Below are 23,857 nucleotides of genomic sequence, written 5' to 3'. Positions count from 1 at the left end.
AAAAATGTGACGGGGATCTATATTTTTTGTTTATGTTTGGCGCATTCGCCCGGTGGCGCTGCGCTTACCGGGCCTACAAAAACCGTAGGCCGGGCAAACGCAGTGCCGCCCGGCGTGAAGCATCAGCGGAAGTTAACGTTCTTATCGCTGGTCATATCATACAGCTGGAATTTACGTCCAAGCTGCTGACCGCCGTCGCGCGTCAGCGGCGTCCAGCCCACTGCCGCACGGCTGCGGGTTGGGCCTGATGAGAACAGATCCAGCGGAATCGACACGTACACCCCTTTGGTGAAGTCCCCTTCCCCGTACTCGTCTGGCGAAACGTTGGTGATGGTGGCATAGCCGCCCACCACAACGCCGCTGTCAAAGTGTTTGGAGATATCCAGCGTGCCGCCCTTATCGCCCGCCAGATACTGGCCGACGCTGGCTTTTACCAGCACGTCCTGCGCGAACGACGGCGTCCAGTAGGCGGTCAGGTGGCCGGTTTTGACGCTGTAGTCGGTGAACTTCATCATGTCCTGCGCGCTGCGCCAGTCACGCTGTTTCACGTAGTTGGCATCAACCCCAAACGCCCAGTTGCTGTCGACAGGACGATAAAGCACTTCTGCCCCGGCGCCGCCGAACATGGTTTCCAGATAGCCACCGTAAACCTGGCCGTAGAAGCCATTGCCGAAGTACTGGAAGTAGTTGGCCTGGAGGTTATTCACGTAGATATCGTTCTGCACGTATTCACGAACGCGGGTACGCACGCGCGGCAGTTTTGAATCGTTCGGCGGGTTGGTGTAGTTAAATTTGTCGTAGTTGTTGGCAATGTTGCCGAACAGACTACCGGTGGTCAACAGGTGGTCGGTCACCCACAGATCCGCCGTCGCCATCGCGCCCAGCTGATACATGTAGAAGTTTTCCGGCCCACCCACGGACTGGTTCAGCACCGGATCGATATGGAAATCGAAGCGCGATTTATCGATATACCAGCCCTGCTCGGTGGTTTCCGGCACCACCGGCTCAACGCGTTTTTGCACCAGCTCGGTTTCATGCCCGAGCGGTTCGCCTTCAAGATGACGCTTAAGGCTGGCAACATCGGTTTCGGTGGTGACCTGCGGCAGATTCAGGCGGTTCTCCGTCACGCGGATCGTGCGGATCCCCTCCGGCAGATCGTTCATGACGATCCGGTTGGCGCGCTCGATCCCTTCGCGGGAGTCGCGGTATTTCACCTGCTCGCCGGTAACATACAGCGTATCGCCTTTGGTCTGGATCTTCGGATCCGCCAGGCCCGCGTTATATTTCAGCAGCGTCAGCTGGTTCGCTACCACGGAGTGCTGAATGATCGCATCCTGCGGCTCCGGCTGATATTTTGGCCGCGGGTTGTCATTATAGTGCGGCCGCATGTCGTTAAAGTTAGTGCGCAGGGTAAAGCCAAACATCAGGGTATTACCGCGCTCATAGCTGAGGTTAACGTCGGCCCAGTCGGTGACGCGGTAAATGGCGCCGACGTTAAACTTGCTCTTCTGCTCAATTTTGCCGGCAAAATCTTCGCTGTAGTTATTACCTTCGTACTCCAGCTTCAGGCGCAGCGGCTGCCATGGCGTTTGATACTCTACACCACCAAACAGCGAGGCCGGGCCGTGGAACATCTGGTCGCCGTTGATGGAACCCGCTTTTTTGTAGCTGTTATCGCGGTAGCAGTATTTGTCGCTGTAGGTACAGAACGGGTTGGTTACGTTGCCGCTGGTACCCAGATAGCCCCATCCCAGACCGAGTGAGAAATCAAACGGTCCCCAGGCTTTGCTGGCCACGATGTATTCCGCGTCAAACAGGCCGGTCCCGCCAATGTCTTTCGCACCAACGGAGACCTGCGGCATCCAGTAACTCTCTTCCCACAGGCGCAGCTTCACGTCGAAGGCTTTGTCTTTGTAGGTCTGATCGCCGGAGAAAGCGTCTACGCTGCTGTACTGTTTTGTACGCACGTCGGTGTAGCGCAGCGTGGTCTCCAGCCAGGGGAACAGCTGCACGGACGCAGAGTAGTAACGGTACTGATCGTTATCGCGATAGTTAAGGCTGATTTCCCCCTCGCGGGCCATACGCGCGGTTGGGGTTTGCAGTAAGCCCACGCCGCCAAAATCGGACTGCGACGGGCCGATGGGTGCCGGATACGTTTCTGCATGACAGGCGGCACTCACGCACAGTGCAAGCATGCTGTAGAGATAGGTTTTTTTCATTATTCCGGTATCCGCTGTATCAGGGAGCGAAGGATATCGGCATTAAGCCCGTCATACGCTTTCGTCCAGAAATGGTCGGCAAAACCGACAAAAATGATGCTGCCCGGCATAGGTTCGATATGGCGTTTATTCCAGTAAGCCACCGGCGCTTTCTGCGTATGCCCGTCCGGATAGACCACCCAGGCATAGCTTTTATCCGCTCCGCTGAGCAGACTTTGCTCGTCGAGATAGCTCGCCACGTCCCGGCCCGGCGTAAACGGCTTTTTGCCAGGGCTGCTGAGAAGCCCCATCACGGTGACGGTGGAAGGCTGAGCCGGAAGCCACAGGGTATAGTCCCCTTCCAGCGACGGATTGCCGTTTTCCGCGACACGCACTTCGTCGGGATCGAGATTCACCTTCTGGCGCCCCGTCACCTTAACCGCCTGAAGCTGCTGACGCAGGCTAGTAATAGCCGCGGCATCGTCGGCATCTTCCTGTTGTGCCAGCCCGCTCAGTCGGGCGAGCAGCGCCTGATGTTTTTGTTCCGCTACAATCGTCGCCTGACGCTCGCTGATAACCGCCCCGGTCCACCAGCTTTTCGCCAGCCTCGGCTGCCCCACCAGATCGAGCAGATGCCCGGCATTGGTTAAGGTTTTAGGTTTTTCGCTGTCCGGGGTGTAGACCTGTACCGTTCCCGCAGACCACGCCAGCGGCGAGGCCAGGCTGGCGAGAAGCGCAATGTGGATGAACATTTTCATGATTTCGCCGCCTTGATCAGGGTGGTCTTCACCGGGAAGAAACCGGCACCGAGATACTGCAAGGACTGGCGGATTTGCCCCTCTTCGTCCACCCAGAAGCGGTTATGCCAGGTGGCCTGATCGGTTGTCACCTCTTCATCCAGCACGCGCACCTGCGTTTCGTCGCTGCCCACTTTGACACTGTCCGTACCGTCCCAGCGGAAGGTGGAGCGGGCCGTGGCGTAGCGCACCTGTTTGTGCTCGGTCCAGCCCATCGTGCGCGTCCAGCTTGCGCCATCGACAATCTGATTCGGCTTGATGAGCGGATCTTCAGCCAGGTTGTTCACCTCAAGCAGGTTGTCGCCGCCGAGCAACGTTTTCACGATGCGGGAATGCTGCGTCACGATGGTGGCCTGATCCTGCGTCACCCATTTCTGCTGCCCGTTTTCATCGAAAGCGAGCACCACAAACAGTTGCGGACCATCGTTTAGCTGCATGTACTGGCTGGCATACGGCATGTTCTGAAGTTCGTCATCGGTCAGATGCACGCCCGGCGTGCCGAACATGCTGTCCCACAGTGAGTGGCCCAGCCCTTTGGTGGTAGCTGAGCACGCCTGCAACAGCAGGCAAATCAGGATGATTGCAGGTCGCTTCACGACTCTTCTCCGAAGGGGCGAAATAACCACACCGAAGTGTGGTTATGATTAAAACACCCGGTATTACTGGGTGCTGGTCGTCGTAGTGGTCGTGGTTCCGGTATTGGAGCCATCACCGCCACCGGTTGCCGCCAGCGCGACACCCACGGCTGAACTTACGGCGCTGGTGCTGGCTGCGGTAGAACTCCCCGCAGACGCAGACGTCGCTGCCGACCCTGCTGCTTCCCCGACCTGGACCGGAGCTGCATAGACAGACGTCGCCGCAAGCGCAGATATGGCAAAAATGCCATACAGTACTTTCTTCATAACAATTTCCCTTCAATGAATGAATGGAGATTTGCCCGAAAAGAAATTCAGGCGGATTCGAGTATACACAACTAAAGCAGTGGGTTTACCGTGGGGGTAAATAGGGATGAGGTTTTCAGACTAATGGTTAAAAATGGAAGGAAAAAAGAATCAAGTAAATATATAATCAATATAAATCAATAAGTTATAATATAAGAACATTAAAGCATCACTCCGTATTTTCTTAAAATAAACCTCAGCAATTAACGGGGTTACCGTCTTTTTCGGATTAAACTCAGATTCAGAATTTGAGATAACTAACAGACATCAGGAATTATCCGATAAAAAAATGCCGGCATATCGCCGGCATTGTTCATGACATATTTATTACGCACGCCAGGCTTTATAACGGTTAATCAGACCATTGGTGGAGCTGTCGTGGCTGTCGATCGCTTTATCGTCACCCAGCTCTGGCAGAATGCGGTTTGCCAGCTGTTTGCCCAGCTCAACGCCCCACTGGTCAAAGGTGAAGATGTTCAGAATAGCGCCCTGAGTGAAGATTTTGTGCTCGTAGAGGGCAATCAGCGCCCCCAGGCTGAACGGCGTGATTTCGCGCAGCAGAATGGAGTTAGTTGGACGGTTGCCTTCGAACACTTTAAACGGCACCACGTGCTCCAGCGTTGCCGGATCTTTACCCTGATCACGGTACTCCTGCTCAACCACCTCGCGGGATTTACCGAACGCCAGCGCTTCGGTCTGGGCGAAGAAGTTAGACAGCAGCTTCGGATGGTGGTCTGACAGTGGGTTGTGCGTAATCGCCGGGGCGATGAAATCGCACGGTACCATTTTGGTGCCCTGGTGGATCAGCTGGTAGAACGCGTGCTGACCGTTGGTGCCCGGCTCGCCCCAGATGATTGGGCCAGTCTGGTAATCCACCGCGTTGCCGTTACGGTCAACGTACTTGCCGTTGGATTCCATGTTGCCCTGCTGGAAGTAGGCCGCAAAGCGGTGCATGTACTGGTCGTACGGCAGAATCGCTTCGGTTTCAGCGCCGAAGAAGTTGTTGTACCAGATCCCGATCAGCGCCAGCAGTACCGGCAGGTTTTTCTCAGGCGCGGTGGTGGAGAAGTGTTTGTCCATCGCGTGCGCGCCGGAGAGCAGCTCAACGAAATTGTCGAAGCCGACGGACAGAATGATGGACAGGCCGATTGCAGACCACAGAGAGTAGCGGCCGCCAACCCAGTCCCAGAACTCGAACATGTTCGCCGTATCAATGCCGAACTCGCCTACCGCTTTACCGTTGGTGGACAGCGCCGCAAAGTGTTTCGCCACGTGCTTTTCGTCGCCCGCGGTTTTCAGGAACCAGTCGCGCGCGCTGTGGGCGTTGGTCATGGTTTCCTGAGTGGTGAAGGTTTTAGACGCCACCAGGAACAGCGTGGTTTCCGGGTTCACCTTTTTCAGCACTTCAGCGATGTGGGTCCCATCGACGTTGGACACGAAGTGCATGTTGAGGTGGTTTTTGTACGGGCGCAGCGCCTCGGTCACCATGAACGGGCCGAGGTCAGAGCCGCCGATACCGATGTTTACGACGTCGGTGATCGCTTTGCCGGTGTAGCCTTTCCAGCTACCTGAGATGATCGCTTCGGAGAAGGTTTTCATCTTTTCCAGCACCGCGTTCACTTCCGGCATCACATCTTTGCCGTCAACGATAATTGGAGTATTGCTACGGTTGCGCAGCGCCACGTGCAGCACGGCACGGTCTTCGGTGCGGTTGATCTTCTCACCGGAGAACATGGATTTGATGGCATCTGCCAGTTCAGTCTCTTTCGCCAGATCTTGCAGCTTCGCCAGCGTCTCTTCGGTGATACGGTTCTTGGAGAAATCCACCAGCATCAGGTCATCGAAGGTGGCGGAAAACTTGCTGAAACGATCGGCATCTTTCGCGAACAGATCCGCGATGGTGACGTCTTTCATTTCATCAAAATGTTTCTGTAGTGCCTGCCATGCAGCGGTCTGCGTTGGGTTGATGTTTTTCATAGCAATACTCTTCTGATTTGAGAATTGTGACTGCGGTCGATTGTAGCGCCTGCAAATAAAAATTGTGATGGTTTTTATGCCATTGCCCTGGTCTGCATCAAACGCAGGTGAAAAGACCCGAAAAGTATAGCTGCTGTCGCGCCCTTCCGGCGTGGCGAAATGTTGGTCAAAAAGGGGTAAAAAGGAGCATAAAATATGGGCCTGTTATAAGTCCTGTTTCTGAGGGGTACCCCCCCATGAAAAATCCGCATAATCCCAGCATTGACAGGACCTCCCCCGCATTTTATTTATAGGGCCGTATTTTGCGCCTGCACCTGTTCTCGCTTCATTCTTGTGCCAAGGTCGCTCTATTCATTCCCTGACACGAGGTTGTTATGACGAGTTTTGTGGTCGCCAAGTTTGGCGGCACCAGTGTGGCAGACTACGATGCCATGAACCGCAGCGCCGATGTGGTGCTGGCCGATCCGAATACCCGCCTGGTGGTACTTTCCGCCTCAGCCGGCGTGACGAACCTGCTGGTTTCTCTGTCTGAAGGACTGGAAGCGACCGAGCGTTTCGTGAAGCTGGATGCACTGCGCAAAATTCAGTTCGACATTCTCGAGCGTCTGCAAAACCCGAACGTCATTCGTGAGGAAGTGGAACGCCTGCTGGAAAATATCACCACTCTGGCCGAAGCCGCGTCGCTGGCAACCTCTACCGCCCTGACCGATGAGCTGGTCAGCCACGGTGAACTAATGTCTACCCTGCTGTTCGTTGAGATCATGCGCGAGCGCAATATTCAGGCGCAGTGGTTCGACGTGCGTAAAGTCATGCGCACCAGCGACCGCTTTGGCCGCGCCGAGCCGGACGTGGAAGTCCTGGCTGAGCTGACTAACCAGCAGCTTGCCCCGCGCCTGGATGAAGGCATAGTGATCACCCAGGGCTTTATCGGCAGCGAAGCCAAAGGGCGCACAACCACGCTGGGCCGTGGCGGTAGCGACTACACCGCCGCCCTGCTGGGTGAAGCCCTGCACGCCACCCGCGTGGATATCTGGACGGACGTGCCGGGAATCTACACCACCGACCCGCGCGTGGTCTCTGCGGCAAAACGTATTGACGTGATCGCCTTTGAAGAAGCGGCTGAAATGGCCACCTTCGGCGCGAAAGTGCTGCACCCGGCCACGCTGCTGCCCGCCGTGCGCAGCGACATTCCGGTCTTCGTTGGCTCAAGTAAAGATCCAAAGGCGGGCGGGACGCTGGTCTGCAAGAAAACCGAGAACCCGCCGCTGTTCCGCGCGCTGGCCCTGCGTCGTAAGCAGACGCTGGTTACCCTGCACAGCCATAATATGCTGCATTCCCGCGGCTTCCTGGCAGAAGTGTTTGGCATCCTGGCGCGCCACAATATCTCTGTAGATTTGATTACCACTTCTGAAGTGAGTATTGCGCTGACGCTGGACACCACCGGTTCAACCTCAACGGGTGATACCCTGCTGACGCAGTCGCTGCTGATCGAGCTTTCCGAGTTGTGCCGTGTGGAAGTGGAAGAAGACCTGGCGCTGGTGGCCATCATCGGCAACAAGCTGTCGCGCGCCTGTGGCGTGGGTAAAGAGGTGTTCGGCGTGCTCGACCCGTTCAATATCCGCATGATCTGCTACGGTGCATCCAGCTACAACCTCTGCTTCCTGGTCCCTGCCGATCAGGCCGAGCAGGTCGTGCAGAAACTTCATCAGAATTTGTTTGAATAAAATTCGTTAGCACGTTAAACAATATCGATAAGCCGGGCACAGACCCGGCTTTTTTATAACAAAACAACACGACAATACTGCAAGGAATTCACTATGCTCTCCGCTATCACCCGGCTGTTCCCGTTATGGGCGCTGCTGCTCTCTGTACTCGCGTATTACACTCCTGCCACGTTCACGGGCATTGGTCCGTGGGTCACCACGCTGCTGATGCTGATTATGTTCGGCATGGGCGTGCATCTGAAAATTGACGATTTCAAACGCGTGCTGTCTCGCCCGGCGCCGGTTGCCGCAGGGATTTTCCTGCACTACCTGGTGATGCCGCTCGCGGCCTGGCTGCTGGCGATGGCCTTTAAGATGCCGCCCGACCTTTCCGCCGGGATGGTGCTGGTGGGGAGCGTTGCCAGCGGCACGGCATCTAACGTCATGATCTATCTGGCGAAAGGCGACGTGGCGCTTTCCGTCACCATCTCGTCCGTTTCCACGCTGGTGGGCGTGATTGCCACGCCTCTGTTAACCCGCCTGTATGTCGACGCGCATATCCAGGTGGACGTGATGGGCATGCTGCTCAGCATCCTGCAAATCGTGGTGATCCCGATTGCGCTGGGGCTGGTGATCCACCATCTCTTCCCGCGGGTGGTGAAAGCGGTTGAGCCGTATCTGCCCGCGTTTTCGATGATCTGCATACTGGCCATTATCAGCGCCGTGGTAGCCGGTTCCGCATCGCACATTGCTTCGGTGGGCTTTGTGGTGATCGTCGCGGTTGTGCTGCATAACACTATTGGTCTGCTGGGCGGTTACTGGGGCGGGAAGCTGTTTGGCTTTGACGAATCCACCTGCCGCACGCTGGCGATCGAAGTGGGGATGCAGAACTCCGGCCTGGCGGCGGCGCTGGGTAAAATTTACTTCTCACCGCTGGCAGCGCTACCGGGGGCGCTGTTCTCCGTCTGGCATAACCTGTCCGGTTCGCTGTTAGCAGGGTACTGGTCCGGTAAGCCGATTGATGACCAACCGAAAAAAGATGCGGTGAAACAGGGTTAATTGTCCCGGCTTGCTTTACACTGAAGCCTCCCCATCAGGAGGCTTCAGCAATGGCTACACCACGTTTGACCCAGAAAGACATGACCGAAGCCGAGCAGCGCGAACTTAAAACGCTTCTCGACCGCGCCCGCATCGCGCATGGCCGCACGCTGACGAACGCCGAAACCAATCAGGTTAAAAAAGAGTACATCGACAAGCTGATGGCGCAACGTGAGGCTGCGGCGAAAAAAGCCCGCAAGCTGAAAAAAGAGCAGGCTTATAAGCCGGATGCAGAGGCGACCTTTTCCTGGTCCGCCAATACATCAACCCGTGGAAGGCGCTAATTAGCGCCCTTTCTTTTTGCGCCCCGGCTGGGTAAAGCGTTTTCCGTTGCCCGGCTTGCCCCGCCCTTTCTCTTCCGCCTGCGGTGCCTTCACCACCGGACGCTTAATCGTCTGCGTTTTCGGTTTGGCTTTAGCTTTCGGCTTCGCCTCGGACGAGGAGTTTTCGATAAGTTTGAACAGCTCGATCAGCTCGTCGTCCGTTAAGTCACGCCACTCGCCCAGCGGGATCCCGGACAGGCTGACGTTCATGATGCGCGTGCGTTCCAGCTTCGTCACTTCATAACCAAAATACTCGCACATGCGGCGGATCTGGCGGTTTAAGCCCTGCACCAGGGTAATGCGGAAGGCAAACGGCGCCTCTTTTCTGACTTTACACTTCTTCGTCACGGTGCCCAGAATCGGCACGCCTGCGCCCATCCCGCGAATGAACTCGTCCGTCACCGGCTTGTTCACCGTCACGATGTACTCTTTCTCGTGGTCGTTACCGGCACGCAGAATTTTGTTGACCAGATCGCCGTGGTTGGTGAGGAAAATCAGCCCCTGAGAGTCTTTATCCAGACGGCCAATCGGGAAAATGCGGCTGCTGTGGTTCACGAAATCAACAATGTTGTCCCGCTCGCCATCTTCCGTGGTGCTGACAATCCCAACCGGTTTGTTCAACGCGATAAACACCAGGTCTTCGGCATCACGCGGTTCGATGACCTGACCATTCACTTTCACCACATCGCCAGGTACCACCTGATCACCAATGGTGGCGCGTTTGCCGTTAAGAAACACGTTACCCTGTTCAATGTAACGGTCAGCCTCGCGACGTGAGCAGATCCCGCTCTCGCTAATGTATTTGTTTAATCGGGTTGATTGAGTTGGCAGCATAGTTTCTCCTGTGAAGGGCGAAATATACCTTAGGTTTGGGCTGGAAAAAAAGATTAGCCGACGGTTACTGAGACGGGTTTTTTAGTTTGCGAGACGCTTTCAGGATTTAGCGTCAGGCTATTTATCCTTGAGCTAACTCCTTTTAGCTTTACTCTCCAGAGACAATTGCTTGTAGTTTATAAATCACAGGGAGTAATATGAAGGAGATCGTTCAGACAGAATCCTTCCGACGCTGGGAGCAAAATTTAAAGGACAGGCGGGCAAAGACGATTATCGCTTCCCGCCTCTTTAGGCTGGCAAATGGCTTAGCGGGCGACATTAGACCCGTGGGGGAAGGTATCAGTGAACTGAGGATCCACTTTGGCCCGGGCTACAGAGTCTATTTTAAGGACCAGGGCAATTGCATCATCGTGCTGTTATGTGGTGGTGACAAAAGCAGCCAGGCCAGAGACATACTTATGGCAAAAATGCTGAGCAATGTATCCCAATGGCAGGAGTGAATGAGCATGCATAAATTAACACCCTACGATCCAGCCAACGCACTGGTGGATGACGAGGAAATCGCTGTGTTTATGGCTGATGCATTAGAGACGGGTGACTCAGCGTACATTGCTAAAGCGCTGGGCGTCATCGCCCGAGCGAAAGGGATGTCGACCATTTCCCAGCAAACGGGCCTGTCACGAGAACAACTGTATCGATCATTCAGTGATAAGGGGAACCCAACGCTCAAAACCACGCTGGCGGTCATGAAAGCATTGGGCCTTGGGTTAACAATCAAACCCTCTGGGGATTAATACTCATCCCGCTCGTCATCTTCATCCGGTTGCTCCATCACGCTGTACGCCACCGCGCAGAACAACGAGTTGAGACGTTTCATATCGCCCAGCAGCCCCAGATGGAGCGAGCTGGTTTCGATACTCTGCACGTTCTGCTGATGCAGACGCTCAACGTGGGCGTGCGAGTAGCGGCGATTAAGGATGCGGAAACGATGCTTGTTGCGGCGCAGGCGGCGCGCGCTCGGCACGTCGCTGGAGAAGAAGACCGACATCGCCAGCTTCAGGTTGCTGACCAGCTGTTCGTGCAGCGCTTCCAGCTCTTTCAGCCCTTCCACAGAAAACGCCCGACGTGCGGCCAGGGATTTATCCGCGATTTCACTGCCCATACGCTCGACAATATCCGAAGCCTGCTCCAGGTTAAGCGACATCTCAATAATTTCCGCCCAGCGGCGGGATTCCTCTTCCGCCAGCTCGTCCTGGGGGATCCGCGCCAGATAGAGCTTGATGGCGGTATACAGCACGTTGATATCGTCCGCCAGCCTGCGCAGCTCTTTTTCTTCGCGCGGCTCGCCGTGCATCACCTTTTGCAACCCTTCCAGCATGGTTTCCATCGCGTCACCCATGCGCAGCGTTTCGCGGGCGGCATTGGCGATGGCCAGTGCGGGCGTGTCCAGCACAGAGGTGTCCAGATGCTTCGGTTTAAGGCGCGCGTCCAGCTCCGGTTCATCACGAATTAGCCGCTCGCAGAAGCGGGCCATCGGCGCGGCAAACGGCACCATCGCCAGACAGCGCACCAGGTTGTAGAAGACGTGGAAGTAGATCACCAGTTCCGCTTTCGGCAGAGAGAGATTATCCATCAGGTTCGCCAGCGGGTGCACAAACGGCAGAATGATCAGGCTACCCACCAGCTTAAACAGTAAACTCCCCAGCGCCACCCGGCGGGCGGCAGCGTTGGCGGCGCTGTTGTTGAGCATCGCCAGCAGGCCAGAGCCGAGGTTGGCTCCGATCACCAGGCACAGCGCCACCGGGAAGGAAATGACCCCTGCGGCGGTTAAGGTCGCCGTCAGCAGGACCGCTGCCAGGCTGGAGTAGCTGACGATGGCGAATACTGCGCCGATCAGCGCATCCAGCATAATATCGCCGGTTAACGAGGCGAAGATGACCTGTACACCGTTGGCCTGGGTGATCGGCGTGACAGCCTGCACAATCAACTCCAGCGCCAGCAGGATCAGCCCGAGGCCAATACCGACGCGGCCAAGCTGCCCGGCACGGCTTTGCTTACGGCCGAGGAAGAAAATGACGCCGATAAAAATCAGCAGCGGCGACAGCCAGGAGAGATCGAACGTCAGGATACGCGCCATCAGCGCGGTACCGACGTCGGCGCCCAGGACAATCACCAGCGCCGGGGCGAGCGCCACCAGATCCTGCGCCACGAACGAGGTGACGAGCATGGTGGTGGCGTTGCTGCTTTGCACCAGCGCCGTGACGCCAATACCCGCGCAGAAGGCGAGCGGCTTCTTCTCAACGCTGCCGCTGAGAACGGTACGTAAACGTGCGCCAAACACACGCATCACGCCGGTACGAACGATATGGGTGCCCCATACCAGCAGTGCGACTGCGGAGAGCAGGTGTAACAACGTCAACACGGTAGGCATTCCTCCTTATCGTTATTCGTTTTCCTGAGGTTCAGTATAAGGGTTTAAACGTAAGAAAGAGACAAGGCACCATAGCGGTGCCCTGTTTGTTGTAAGGAAAAGTGACGTTAGTCTGCGTCGTAGCCTAAATTCGGCGCCAGCCAGCGTTCCACCTCTGACACGCTCATGCCTTTACGCAGAGCGTAATCCTCAATCTGATCGCGCTGAAGCTGTGCCACGGCGAAGTACTTGCTGTCCGGATGGCTGAAGTACCAGCCGGAAACGGACGCGCCCGGCCACATGGCAAATGACTCGGTGAGCTTCATGCCCGTATGCGCTTCTACGTCCAGCAGTTTCCAGATAGTGCCCTTCTCGGTATGTTCCGGACACGCCGGATACCCCGGTGCCGGACGAATGCCCTGGTAGTTTTCGCGGATCAGCTCCTCGTTGCTGAGGTTCTCATTCGCCGCGTAGCCCCAGTGCACCTTACGTACGCGCTCGTGCAGATACTCGGCAAAGGCTTCCGCCAGGCGATCGGCAATCGCTTTCACCATGATTTTGTTGTAATCATCGTGCTGCGCGTCGTACGCATCCGCCAGCGCGTCTTCTTCCAGACCGCCGGTTACGGCAAAGGCGCCGATATAGTCGGCTTTACCGGAGAGTTTCGGTGCGACGAAATCCGCCAGGCAGTAGTTGGCAAAGCCCACTTTCTCGGTTTGCTGGCGCAGATGGTGGCTCACAGCCAGCACATGGGTGCGGGTTTCATCGCGGTAGATTTCCACGTCGTCGCCCACGCGGTTCGCCGGGAACAGCCCCACCACGCCGCGCGGGTTGAGGGCTTTCTCTGCGCTCAGCCTGTCGAGCATGTCGTTAGCATCTTTAAACAGGCGCTTCGCCTCTTCGCCCACCACCTCATCTTCAAGAATGCGCGGATATTTGCCCGCCAGCGACCAGGTCATGAAGAACGGCGTCCAGTCGATGTAGTTACGCAGCGTTTCGATGCTGGCCGTCACGTCCTGCACGCCCAGACGGTGTGCGACCGGCGGCGTATAGCTGGACCAGTCGAACGCCAGATCGTTTTCGCGCGCCGCCTGAAGCGAAACCGGCGGCGTGCGCGGTTTCTTACGTCCATGCTGAATGCGGACGGTTTCATACTCTTTGCGGGTGCGGGCGACAAAGTCATCGCGCTGGGTGTCGGACAGCAGCGCGGAGACCACGCCCACGGTGCGCGAGGCGTTTTGGACATACACCGTCGGCCCGCTGTAGTTCTGCTCGATTTTCACCGCCGTGTGGGCTTTCGAGGTGGTTGCCCCGCCAATCAGCAGTGGAATGGTGAAGCCCTGGCGCTCCATCTCTTTTGCCACGTTGACCATTTCGTCCAGCGACGGCGTAATCAGCCCGGAAAGACCAATCAAATCCGCATTCACTTCGCGCGCGGTCCTGAGGATTTTATCCGCCGGGACCATCACGCCAAGATCGATAATTTCGTAGTTATTACACTGCAACACCACGCCAACGATGTTTTTGCCGATGTCGTGTACGTCGCCCTTCACGGTGGCGATGACCATTTTACCGTTACTGGAGCCCTTCTCTTTGCTGGCTTCGATAAAGGGTTCCAGATACGCCACCGCCTGTTTCATGACGCGGGCGGATTTCACCACCTGCGGCAGGAACATTTTGCCCTCGCCAAACAGATCGCCGACCACGTTCATGCCGTCCATCAGCGGCCCTTCGATCACTTCAATCGGACGGGCGGCCTGCTGACGCGCTTCCTCAGTATCCTGCTCGATAAACTCGGTAATGCCTTTTACCAGCGAGTATTCCAGACGCTTATTCACATCCCAGGAGCGCCATTCGGCCTGTTGAACGTTGGCTGATTCGTCAGATTTACTGCCGCGGTATTTTTCCGCCAGATCCAGCATGCGTTCGGTGGCGTCGTCACGACGATTGAGGATCACGTCTTCTACGGCGTCGCGCAGCTCGGCTGGCAGATCGTCGTAAATTGCCAGCTGGCCGGCGTTGACGATCCCCATGTCCATCCCGTTGCGGATGGCATAGTAGAGGAACACGGCGTGGATCGCCTCACGAACCGGGTCGTTGCCGCGGAACGAGAACGAGACGTTTGACACGCCGCCGGAGATCAGCGCATGCGGCAGTTCGCGTTTAATGTCTTCACACGCGCCGATGAAGTCCTGGGCGTAGTTGTTGTGCTCTTCGATGCCGGTCGCGACGGCGAAGATGTTCGGGTCGAAGATGATGTCTTCCGGCGGGAAGCCCACCTCTTCGGTCAAAATTTTGTACGCGCGGCGGCAAATCTCAATCTTGCGCTCGCGGGTATCGGCCTGACCCACTTCATCGAAGGCCATCACCACCACGGCGGCCCCGTAGCGACGCACCAGCTTCGCGTGGTGGATAAAGGTATCGACCCCCTCTTTCATCGAGATGGAGTTAACGATGCCTTTGCCCTGAATGCATTTCAGCCCTTTTTCGATGACGTCCCATTTAGAAGAGTCAATCATGATCGGCACGCGGGCGATATCCGGCTCACCGGCAATCAGGTTGAGGAAACGCACCATCGCCGCTTCGGCGTCGAGCATCCCCTCGTCCATGTTGATATCGATAATCTGCGCGCCGCTTTCCACCTGCTGGCGGGCAACGTCCAGCGCTTCGCTGTACTTCTCTTCTTTGATCAGACGCTTGAACTTCGCGGAGCCGGTGACGTTTGTACGCTCACCCACGTTCACAAACAGGCTGTCGTCGCCGATGGTCAACGGCTCCAGGCCGGACAGGCGACAGGCAACCGGAAGCTCGGGTAGCTTGCGCGGTGGAAGCCCGGCGACGGCGTTGCTCATGGCGGCGATATGCTCAGGCGTGGTGCCGCAGCAGCCGCCGACGATGTTGAGGAAACCAGATTCAGCCCATTCGCGGATTTGCGCCGCCATGGTGTCGGCATCCAGATCGTACTCACCAAACGCGTTCGGCAGACCGGCGTTCGGGTGGGCGGTGACGTAGCATTCCGCGATACGGGAAAGCTCCTGCACGTACTGGCGCAGCTCGTCCGGCCCCAGCGCGCAGTTCAGGCCGAAGGAGAGCGCTTCGGCATGGCGCAGAGAGTTATAAAACGCTTCGGTTGTCTGGCCGGAAAGCGTGCGCCCCGAGGCATCGGTGATGGTACCGGAAATCATGATCGGCAGGTCGACGCCCAGCGACTCGAACTCCTCTTTTACCGCGTAAATTGCCGCTTTGGCGTTGAGGGTGTCGAATACGGTTTCAATCAGGATCAGGTCGGAGCCGCCTTCCACCAGCGCTTTAGTGGACTCCCGATACGCGGCCACCAGCTGGTCAAACGTGATGTTCCGAAACGCCGGGTCGTTCACGTCCGGAGAAATCGACGCGGTGCGGTTGGTCGGGCCCAGCACCCCGGCTACGTAGCGCGGCTTGTCCGGCGTACGGGCCGTCCATTCGTCGGCGCAGGCGCGCGCCAGCTTCGCCGCTTCAAAGTTGATCTCCGCCGACAGGGACTCCATCTGGTAATCCGCCATGGCGATGGTTGTCGAGTTGAAGGTGTTGGTTTCTACAATATCCGCACCCGCTTCGAAGTAAGCGTTGTGGATATCTCTGATGACTGACGGTTTACTCAACACCAGCAGGTCATTGTTCCCTTTCAGGTCACAAGGCCAGTCGGCAAAGCGCTCTCCGCGGAAATCGTCTTCACACAGACGATAGCCCTGGATCATGGTGCCCATGCCGCCGTCCAGCACCAGAATTCGTTCATTTAACTGCGCACGCAGTTGCTCTACTTTGCTGCTCACACTTGCTCCCGACAACGCTCAACATGGCCAAAAGGCTGCGTTCCATACTGGCACAATCTCGCAGGGTGGAAAAGTCGCTCAGCGGTAACATGAGACATGTTCACTATTACTCCTCCGATCAGTCAGGATAACGGTTGCAAATTCACCAAATAAAACGAAAATGATTTCCACGATACAGAAAAAGGAGATCGTCATGGTCGCGACCGTTCCCGCTAAACGCGGCAGAAAACCTGCTGCCACCACCGCTGCCGCACAACAGGGTGGACAGGTTCAATCGCTCACGCGCGGTCTGAAGCTGCTGGAGTGGATAGCCGAGTCGCACAGCAGCGTGGCCCTGACGGAGCTGGCCCAGCAGGCTGGCCTGCCGAACTCCACGACGCACCGCCTGCTGACCACCATGCAGCAGCTGGGCTTTGTCCGCCAGGTAGGCGAGCTGGGGCACTGGGCGGTGGGCGCGCATGCGTTTATCGTGGGCAGCAGCTTCCTGCAGAGCCGTAACCTGCTGGCGATTGTGCACCCGATTCTGCGCAAATTGATGGAAGAGTCGGGCGAGACCGTGAATCTGGCCGTGCTCGACCAGAGCGACCATCAGGCGATTATTATCGACCAGGTGCAGTGTACGCAGCTGATGCGCATGTCCGCACCGATTGGCGGCAAGCTGCCAATGCACGCCTCTGGCGCAGGGAAAGCGTTTCTCTCGCAGCTGAGCGAAGAGCAGGTAACGGGGCTGCTGCACCGTAAAGGGCTGCACGCCTATACCCACGCCACGCTGGTGTCGCCCGTGCATCTGAAAGAAGATCTGGCTCTGACCCGCAAGCGCGGCTATTCGTTTGATGACGAAGAACATGCCCTCGGGCTGCGCTGCCTCGCGTCCTGCATTTTTGACGAGCACCGCGAGCCGTTTGCCGCCATCTCCATCTCCGGGCCGATTTCACGCATGACCGACGACCGCGTCACCGAGCTGGGCGCGATGGTGATTAAGGCCGCGAAAGAGGTGACGCTGGCGTATGGTGGGATTCGTTAAACGTGCATTGCCGCCTGATGCCCTCACCCCGGCCCTCTCCCACAGGGAGAGGGAGAAAAGCGGATGCAAAACCGCTGCTTGCGGCGGTAAGCGTAGACATCTTCCACGTGTCCGTTTTTGATCCGCGTTTGCAGCCCGCGCCAGTAGCTGGCGCGGAACAGCTCGGCATGCATCTCTTCGAATAGCGGCCCGATGCGCGGGTCGGCACACAGCCAGTGGCGAAACTCCTCCGGAAACACATCGCCCGGCGATACGCTGTACCACGGCTCGCTGGACAGTTCATCTTCCGGATAGCGCGGCGGCGGGATATCGCGGAAGTTCACCTCGGTCATGTAGCAAATTTCATCGTAATCGTAGAACACCACCCGCCCGTGACGGGTGACGCCGAAGTTTTTAAACAGCATGTCGCCGGGGAAAATATTGGCGGCGGCGAGCTGGCGAATCGCATTGCCGTACTCTTCAATGGCGTCTCGTAAAGCCTGGCCTTCGGACTGCTCCAGCCAGATATTTAGCGGCACCATCCGGCGTTCGATATAGAGATGGCTAATCGCAATCTTATCGCCAAGATCGGTAATTTTCGTCGGCGCTTCCTGCATTAGCAGCGACATCAGCGACGGATCGATCTGCTGCTTATCCAGCACAAAGTTTTCAAACTCCTGGGTATCGGCCATTCGCCCGACACGATCGTGCTCTTTAACCAGCTGATAGCAGGCGCGAACGTGCGCGGCGCTCATCTCCTTCTGCGGGGCGAATTTATCCTTAATCACCTTAAACACGCGGTCGAAGCCCGGCAGTGTGAAAACCAGCATCACCATGCCGCGGATCCCCGGCGCTTCGATAAACTGCTCATCAGCCGTGGTGACATAACGCAGGTATTCCCGATAACTTTCCGTTTTGGCATGCTTCTGACAGCCAATCGCCATGTACAGCTCGGCGGTGGTTTTGCCCGGCAGGATCTCGCGCAGCCACTCCACCAGGGCGGCAGGCAGTGGGGCATAGACCATGAAATAGGAACGGGCGAAGCCAAATACGATACTGGCCTCAGCGCTGGTAGTCAGGCAGGTATCGACAAACAGTTCGCCGTCGTCGGTACGGTGAATGGGCAGCAGAAACGGCACGATGGCTGTCGGCGTAACCAGTTTGCCCACCAGCCAGGCGGCCTTATTCCGGTAGAAAAGCTCGTTGGCAACCTGCAAATGGCTGCGGCTGAGCACCTCCTCGCCGAAGGTTTCACTGAGATACGCGTGGATATAGCCGATATCCCGGGGTTTATTCTCCCACGGCAGGCGCAGCGGCAAATCCGTTAAGACGCGGTGCAGGAGCTTTTCCCAGCCGCGATCGGGAAAGAAATCTTTCGCCAGCGGACGCGGAATGGTACGGAAGCGGCGCTCCGGCTGGGAGCTGAAGATAAATAACCGCTCAGGAGATAATGAGCGGTGGTCAAACAACCGGCAATAGACGGAGTTGAAAAAGCTCTCCGCAATCTCGAAGCGCGGGTAGTCGGGTAACAGATGGGTGTAATGCTCTTTCACGCGCAGTAAAAAATCCGCATCCGGGCTTTTACCGTCGGTGATACAGCGCAGTTGCTCCACCACCAGACCTACATGGTGATCATAAAGATGGATACGCTGCTTCATGGCCTGCTGAACCGCATGCCAGTCGGCGTGCTCAAAACGCTGTTGCGCGCCGGAGGTGACTTCCAGAAAGCGGCCATATTGGGCATCGAAGCCCTGCAAAATAGTTTGGGCAATCAGTAATTCCAGACCACGCGACATATATTCCCCCTCACCCCAACCCTCTCCCCGAGGGGGGAGAGGGGGAAAAGATTAGAACTGTGCTTCTTCCGTTGAGCCCGTTAATGCCGTGACGGAGGAGGCCCCGCCCTGAATAATCGTGGTCACATTATCGAAGTAGCCGGTTCCCACTTCCTGCTGGTGCGAAACGAAGGTATATCCCTCTTTGCCTGCCGCAAATTCTGGCTGCTGCACCTTCTCAACATAGTGCTTCATGCCTTCGCCCTGCGCGTAGGCGTGCGCCAGGTCGAACATGTTGAACCACATGCTGTGGATACCCGCCAGGGTGATGAACTGGTACTTGTAGCCCATATCCGACAGCTGCTGCTGGAAGCTGGCGATGGTGGTATCGTCCAGATTCTTTTGCCAGTTGAAGGACGGCGAACAATTATAGGCCAGCAGCTTGCCCGGATACTTCGCATGAATCGCATCGGCAAAACGCTTCGCCAGCGCCAGATCCGGCGTGGAGGTTTCACACCAAACCAGGTCAGCGTAAGGGGCATAGGCCAGACCGCGGCTGATGGCCTGTTCGATACCGGCATGCGTGCGATAGAATCCCTCGCTGGTGCGCTCGCCGGTAATAAATTCGCTGTCGTACGGATCGCAGTCAGAGGTGATCAGGTCCGCCGCATCAGCATCGGTACGGGCAATCACCAGCGTCGGCACGCCGAGCACGTCAGCAGCCAGACGCGCGGCAACCAGCTTTTGGATCGCTTCCTGGGTTGGTACCAGCACTTTCCCGCCCATATGCCCGCACTTCTTGACCGACGCCAGTTGATCTTCAAAGTGAACGGCCGCTGCACCGGCCTCAATCATGGATTTCATCAGCTCAAAGGCGTTCAGCACGCCGCCGAAACCGGCTTCCGCATCGGCGACGATCGGCAGGAAATAGTCTATAAAACGCGGATCGTGGGGTTCGATACCCGCGGCCCACTGGATCTGATCCGCACGGCGGAAGGTATTGTTGATCCGATCCACCACTGACGGCACCGAGTTCGCCGGATAAAGAGATTGATCCGGATACATGCTGGAGGCAAGGTTAGCATCCGCCGCGACCTGCCAGCCGGAAAGATAGATAGCTTCAATGCCGGCCTTCGCCTGCTGCAATGCCTGACCGCCAGTCAGTGCGCCGAGGCTGTTGATATAGCCTTTTTTAGCTCTCCCGTGCAGCAGATCCCACATTTTTGCCGCGCCGTTCTGCGCCAGCGTACATTCCGGGTTAACCGAGCCACGTAACTTCACCACTTCCTCTGCGCTGTACGGGCGGCGAATGCCTTCCCAGCGCGGTTGGGTCCACTCTTTTTGTAACTCTTCGATCTGTTGGGTACGGGTTTTCATGTGCAGATGCTCCATATTGTTATGTGGTGAATTACGCCAGGAAGCGGTAGCCCGGCAGGGTCAGGAAGTCGATTAAGTCATCAGAGGTGGTGATTTGCTCCATCAGACGTGCAGCATCGTCAAAACGCCCACTGCTGAAGCGGTGCTCGCCCAGTTCGTCCTGGATGACCCGCATCTCTTCGGCCAGCATCTGACGGAACAGGGCTTTGGTTACCGGTTTGCCGTTGCTGAGCGTTTTTTGATGGTGGATCCACTGCCAGATGGAGGTACGTGAAATTTCCGCCGTGGCGGCATCTTCCATCAGGCCGTAGATCGGCACGCAGCCGTTGCCTGAGATCCATGCCTCGATGTACTGCACGGCGACGCGAATGTTGGCGCGCATGCCCTCTTCCGTACGCTCGCCCGCACACGGCGCGAGCAACTGTTCTTCTGCGATGGGCGCATCGTCTTCACGGGTGACAAACAGCTGGTTTTTGTTGTCGCCGAGTACGCGGTTAAAGACCTCCATCGCCGTGTCGGCCAGACCAGGATGGGCAATCCACGTCCCGTCGTGGCCGTTACGGGCTTCCAGCTCTTTATCGGCTTTCACCTTGTTGAGCACCTGGTTGTTACGCTCAGCATCTTTGCTCGGGATAAAGGCCGCCATGCCGCCCATCGCAAAGGCGCCGCGTTTGTGGCAGGTCTTAATCAGCAGGCGCGAGTAGGCGCTGAGGAAGGGTTTATCCATGGTCACAACCTGACGATCCGGCAATACCCGGTCGGCATGGTTTTTCAGCGTCTTGATGTAGCTGAAGATGTAATCCCAACGGCCGCAGTTCAGGCCCACAATATGGTCACGCAGCGCATGGAGGATCTCATGCATCTGGAATACGGCAGGCAGGGTTTCAATCAGCAGCGTGGCCTTAATGGTGCCGCGCGGCAGGCTGAAGCGGTCTTCTGCGTAGCTGAAAACTTCACTCCACCACGCCGCTTCCTGCCAGGACTGGGTTTTCGGCAGATAGAAATAGGGGCCGCTGCCTTTCGCCAGCAGGTTCTTATGGTTGTGGAAGAAGTACAGCGCAAAGTCGAACAGGCTGCCCGGAATCGCTTCTCCGCGCCAGGTGACGTGTTTTTCTGGCAAATGCAGACCGCGTACGCGACAGATCAGCACCGCCGGATTCGGTTTGAGCTGGTAAATTTTACCGGCTTCGTTGGTATAGCTGATGGTGCCATTGACGGCGTCGCGCAGGTTGATCTGCCCGTCGATAACTTTCTGCCAGTCCGGTGCCAGCGAGTCTTCAAAATCGGCCATAAAGACTTTGACGTTGGCATTCATGGCGTTGATCACCATTTTGCGCTCTACCGGGCCGGTGATCTCTACGCGACGATCCTGTAAATCCTCAGGGATTCCACGGATTTTCCAATCACCATGACGAATGGAAGCAGTTTCCGAAATAAATCCTGGCAACTTGCCGTTATCGATCCCCTGCTGTTGGTGAATGCGCGCCGCCAGCAGTTTATTACGCTGTGGCGTAAAGCGAGTCACCAGTTCAGTCAGAAACTCTACCGCTTCTGCCGTCAAAACTTGCTGTTCTTGCTCCCCATTCGGCTGGGTAAAGGTCAGTTCATCGACCGTTGTTGCCTGTTGAGTCATCGTTCTGCTCCTCATCAAAGATCCAAAATCACGCCCCCGATGCGAGCGAAAGATCGTTGTGTAGTTTTCGCTCAGCAGAATTAAGACTATCTATAAATTTTCCAAAATCAAAAACAATTTCCATTTTAATTTTAATTGCAGCGCAACTTCATGATTAATATAGAGTTAAAGTTTCCTGGTATGTTGAACAGGATTTCGGAAATAAAAAAGGCACCCGAAGGTGCCTGATCTGAATAGCTGAAACGCTTTAGGATCGTTTAATGCAGACGATTACTCCAGCGTCGGATTCATGTGGCGAAGATCGTACGGCGTAATCTGGTAGACGTAATAGTTGAGCCAGTTGGTAAACAGCAAATTTCCATGACTACGCCAGGTTGCCCGAGGCGTGTTTTGTGGATCGTTTTTCGGGAAATAGTTGTACGGGACATCCGGATTCAGACCCGCTTCAACGTCACGAAAATACTCTGCCGCGAGGGTATGCGGATCGTACTCAGGATGGCCGGTAACGAACGCGATGCGTTTGTCTTTACTGGCGAACAGGTAGGCATCGCCGTCTTCCGTTTCGGCCAGGATTTCCAGGTCGGTATAATCGCGGATCAGCTGTGCCGGAAAATCGGCGTAGCGAGAATGCGGGGCCAGGAAAGTGTCATCGAAACCACGCGTCAGCAGCGCATGCGGGTGAAGAATGTGGTGTTCGTATACGCCAGAAAGTTTGTCGCTGCGGGTTTGCTTGGGAATGCCATAGAGGATATTCAGTGCGGCCTGTACCGCCCAACAGACAAATAAGGTGGACGTGACGTGATCTTTTGCCCACTCCAGCACCTGCCTGATCTGTGGCCAGTAGGCAACGTCATTAAATTCCACCAGACCCAGCGGTGCGCCGGTGACGATCAGCCCATCGAAATTCTCATCGCGAATATCTTCAAAATTACAGTAGAAGTTATTCAGATGCTCAGCAGGCGTGTTGCGTGACTCACGCGCGTCAATGCGCAGCAGCTGGATATCAACCTGAAGCGGAGAGTTGGAGAGCAAACGCAGGAACTGGTTCTCTGTTTCGATCTTCTTTGGCATCAAATTAAGGATCAGCACCTTCAGCGGGCGAATTTCCTGACCAGAAGCACGCGAAGTTGTCATTACGAAGACATTCTCTTCACGCAAGAAATTGACGGCTGGTAGCTCGTCCTGCACCCGAATCGGCATAACCTTAAATCCTCACAGCATACGTATAAACGTTTAGACATCCAGACAGCTAACGATACCCAGAAACGGGGTTAATGTCGAGCCTGCAAGCGTAAGGTGAGAAAGTTTCAAGGAGGGGATGGTGCGGTTTGATGCCCTCACCCCGGCCCTCTCCCACAGGGAGAGGGAGAAAAACAAAAGCAAAAAACCCCGCACCTTACGGTACGGGGTTTTTCTTGTTTGATGCCTGGCAGTTCCCTACTCTCACATGGGGAGACCCCACACTACCATCGGCGCTACGGCGTTTCACTTCTGAGTTCGGCATGGGGTCAGGTGGGACCACCGCGCTAAAGCCGCCAGGCAAATTCTGTTAATCTGTATCAGGCTGAAAATCGTGTCTGTCTCTTCGCCAAAACACCTTCGGCGTTGTAAGGTTAAGCCTCACGGTTCATTAGTATCGGTTAGCTCAACGCATCGCTGCGCTTACACACCCGACCTATCAACGTCGTCGTCTTCAACGTTCCTTCAGGAGACTCAAGGTCTCAGGGAGAACTCATCTCGGGGCAAGTTTCGTGCTTAGATGCTTTCAGCACTTATCTCTTCCGCATTTAGCTACCGGGCAGTGCCATTGGCATGACAACCCGAACACCAGTGATGCGTCCACTCCGGTCCTCTCGTACTAGGAGCAGCCCCCCTCAATTCTCCAGCGCCCACGGCAGATAGGGACCGAACTGTCTCACGACGTTCTAAACCCAGCTCGCGTACCACTTTAAATGGCGAACAGCCATACCCTTGGG

General features: G+C 56.3%; 18 protein-coding genes and 2 rRNA genes. 6 read left to right on the top strand and 14 right to left on the bottom strand.

Translation table 11 applies throughout. From position 1 onward, the window contains the following. Positions 1 to 122: 122 nt before the first annotated feature. The 5 genes from SK47_RS21435 to pgi all read right to left on the bottom strand — a co-directional run bounded on the left by SK47_RS21435 (position 123) and on the right by pgi (position 5,913). On the bottom strand, positions 123 to 2,219 hold the full coding sequence (locus SK47_RS21435; protein WP_048245134.1) for a YjbH domain-containing protein: 2,097 nt from the start codon (positions 2,217 to 2,219) through the stop codon (positions 123 to 125). Beyond that, a complete protein-coding gene (locus SK47_RS21430) occupies positions 2,219 to 2,956 on the bottom strand; it encodes a capsule biosynthesis GfcC family protein (RefSeq protein ID WP_023315215.1) in 738 nt (245 codons plus the stop codon). The genes SK47_RS21435 and SK47_RS21430 overlap by 1 nt, the downstream gene beginning before the upstream one ends. Continuing rightward, on the bottom strand, positions 2,953 to 3,591 hold the full coding sequence (locus SK47_RS21425; RefSeq protein ID WP_003860339.1) for a YjbF family lipoprotein: 639 nt from the start codon (positions 3,589 to 3,591) through the stop codon (positions 2,953 to 2,955). Before SK47_RS21425 ends, SK47_RS21430 begins: the two co-directional genes overlap by 4 nt. 63 nt (positions 3,592 to 3,654) lie before the next feature. Then, positions 3,655 to 3,897 carry an exopolysaccharide production protein YjbE gene (yjbE, locus tag SK47_RS21420; protein WP_003860341.1) on the bottom strand — a complete coding sequence of 81 codons (243 nt, stop codon included), beginning with the start codon at positions 3,895 to 3,897 and terminating at the stop codon, positions 3,655 to 3,657. 366 nt (positions 3,898 to 4,263) lie between these two features. Next, on the bottom strand, positions 4,264 to 5,913 hold the full coding sequence (pgi, locus tag SK47_RS21415) for a glucose-6-phosphate isomerase (protein ID WP_003860343.1): 1,650 nt from the start codon (positions 5,911 to 5,913) through the stop codon (positions 4,264 to 4,266). Positions 5,914 to 6,287: 374 nt separating this feature from the next. On the opposite strand from pgi, the gene lysC reads away from it, so the two are divergent. The 3 genes from lysC to SK47_RS21400 all read left to right on the top strand — a co-directional run bounded on the left by lysC (position 6,288) and on the right by SK47_RS21400 (position 8,998). Continuing rightward, on the top strand, positions 6,288 to 7,637 hold the full coding sequence (gene lysC / locus SK47_RS21410; RefSeq protein WP_003860344.1) for a lysine-sensitive aspartokinase 3: 1,350 nt from the start codon (positions 6,288 to 6,290) through the stop codon (positions 7,635 to 7,637). Positions 7,638 to 7,730: 93 nt separating this feature from the next. Then, a complete protein-coding gene (gene panS / locus SK47_RS21405) occupies positions 7,731 to 8,675 on the top strand; it encodes a ketopantoate/pantoate/pantothenate transporter PanS (RefSeq protein ID WP_022650218.1) in 945 nt (314 codons plus the stop codon). A 50-nt stretch (positions 8,676 to 8,725) separates the two neighbouring features. Then, a complete protein-coding gene (locus SK47_RS21400; RefSeq protein ID WP_003860346.1) occupies positions 8,726 to 8,998 on the top strand; it encodes a YjbD family protein in 273 nt (90 codons plus the stop codon). Here the strand turns inward: SK47_RS21400 and rluF are convergent, their stop codons facing one another. Next, positions 8,999 to 9,871 carry a 23S rRNA pseudouridine(2604) synthase RluF gene (gene rluF, locus SK47_RS21395; RefSeq protein WP_045346556.1) on the bottom strand — a complete coding sequence of 291 codons (873 nt, stop codon included), beginning with the start codon at positions 9,869 to 9,871 and terminating at the stop codon, positions 8,999 to 9,001. A 197-nt stretch (positions 9,872 to 10,068) separates the two neighbouring features. On the opposite strand from rluF, the gene SK47_RS21390 reads away from it, so the two are divergent. Then, positions 10,069 to 10,371 carry a type II toxin-antitoxin system RelE/ParE family toxin gene (locus SK47_RS21390; RefSeq protein ID WP_023315213.1) on the top strand — a complete coding sequence of 101 codons (303 nt, stop codon included), beginning with the start codon at positions 10,069 to 10,071 and terminating at the stop codon, positions 10,369 to 10,371. A gap of 6 nt (positions 10,372 to 10,377) precedes the next feature. After that, a complete protein-coding gene (locus SK47_RS21385) occupies positions 10,378 to 10,665 on the top strand; it encodes an addiction module antidote protein (RefSeq protein ID WP_022650216.1) in 288 nt (95 codons plus the stop codon). Here the strand turns inward: SK47_RS21385 and SK47_RS21380 are convergent. Beyond that, a complete protein-coding gene (locus tag SK47_RS21380; RefSeq protein ID WP_003860350.1) occupies positions 10,662 to 12,293 on the bottom strand; it encodes a Na/Pi cotransporter family protein in 1,632 nt (543 codons plus the stop codon). The genes SK47_RS21385 and SK47_RS21380 overlap by 4 nt on opposite strands. Positions 12,294 to 12,409: 116 nt before the next feature. Further along, on the bottom strand, positions 12,410 to 16,093 hold the full coding sequence (gene metH / locus SK47_RS21375) for a methionine synthase (protein WP_045346557.1): 3,684 nt from the start codon (positions 16,091 to 16,093) through the stop codon (positions 12,410 to 12,412). Between the two features lie 193 nt (positions 16,094 to 16,286). Here metH and iclR point away from each other — a divergent pair, with 193 nt between their 5' ends. Continuing rightward, positions 16,287 to 17,117: a glyoxylate bypass operon transcriptional repressor IclR gene (gene iclR, locus SK47_RS21370; protein WP_045343493.1), complete on the top strand. Its 831-nt coding sequence runs from the start codon at positions 16,287 to 16,289 to the stop codon at positions 17,115 to 17,117. Between the two features lie 23 nt (positions 17,118 to 17,140). Here iclR and aceK read toward each other — a convergent pair whose 3' ends face one another. The 6 genes from aceK to SK47_RS21340 form a co-directional block, all read right to left on the bottom strand. Then, a complete protein-coding gene (gene aceK, locus SK47_RS21365) occupies positions 17,141 to 18,892 on the bottom strand; it encodes a bifunctional isocitrate dehydrogenase kinase/phosphatase (RefSeq protein ID WP_048245130.1) in 1,752 nt (583 codons plus the stop codon). Between the two features lie 51 nt (positions 18,893 to 18,943). Next, positions 18,944 to 20,248 (bottom strand): isocitrate lyase, encoded by a 1,305-nt coding sequence (aceA, locus tag SK47_RS21360; protein WP_048245128.1) that lies wholly within the window; start codon positions 20,246 to 20,248, stop codon positions 18,944 to 18,946. 31 nt (positions 20,249 to 20,279) lie between these two features. Beyond that, positions 20,280 to 21,881 (bottom strand): malate synthase A, encoded by a 1,602-nt coding sequence (aceB, locus tag SK47_RS21355; RefSeq protein ID WP_045331332.1) that lies wholly within the window; start codon positions 21,879 to 21,881, stop codon positions 20,280 to 20,282. Between the two features lie 270 nt (positions 21,882 to 22,151). Then, positions 22,152 to 23,081: a homoserine O-acetyltransferase MetA gene (gene metA, locus SK47_RS21350; protein ID WP_003860360.1), complete on the bottom strand. Its 930-nt coding sequence runs from the start codon at positions 23,079 to 23,081 to the stop codon at positions 22,152 to 22,154. A gap of 224 nt (positions 23,082 to 23,305) precedes the next feature. Beyond that, positions 23,306 to 23,421 (bottom strand): 5S ribosomal RNA (rrf, locus tag SK47_RS21345). A 69-nt stretch (positions 23,422 to 23,490) separates the two neighbouring features. Then, positions 23,491 to 23,857 (bottom strand): 23S ribosomal RNA (locus SK47_RS21340); the annotation flags it as partial.

This window comes from Enterobacter sp. BWH52, from assembly GCF_001037565.1.
In the GTDB taxonomy this organism is placed as follows: domain Bacteria; phylum Pseudomonadota; class Gammaproteobacteria; order Enterobacterales; family Enterobacteriaceae; genus Enterobacter; species Enterobacter hormaechei_C.
This window is presented reverse-complemented; position numbering and strand designations above follow the sequence as displayed.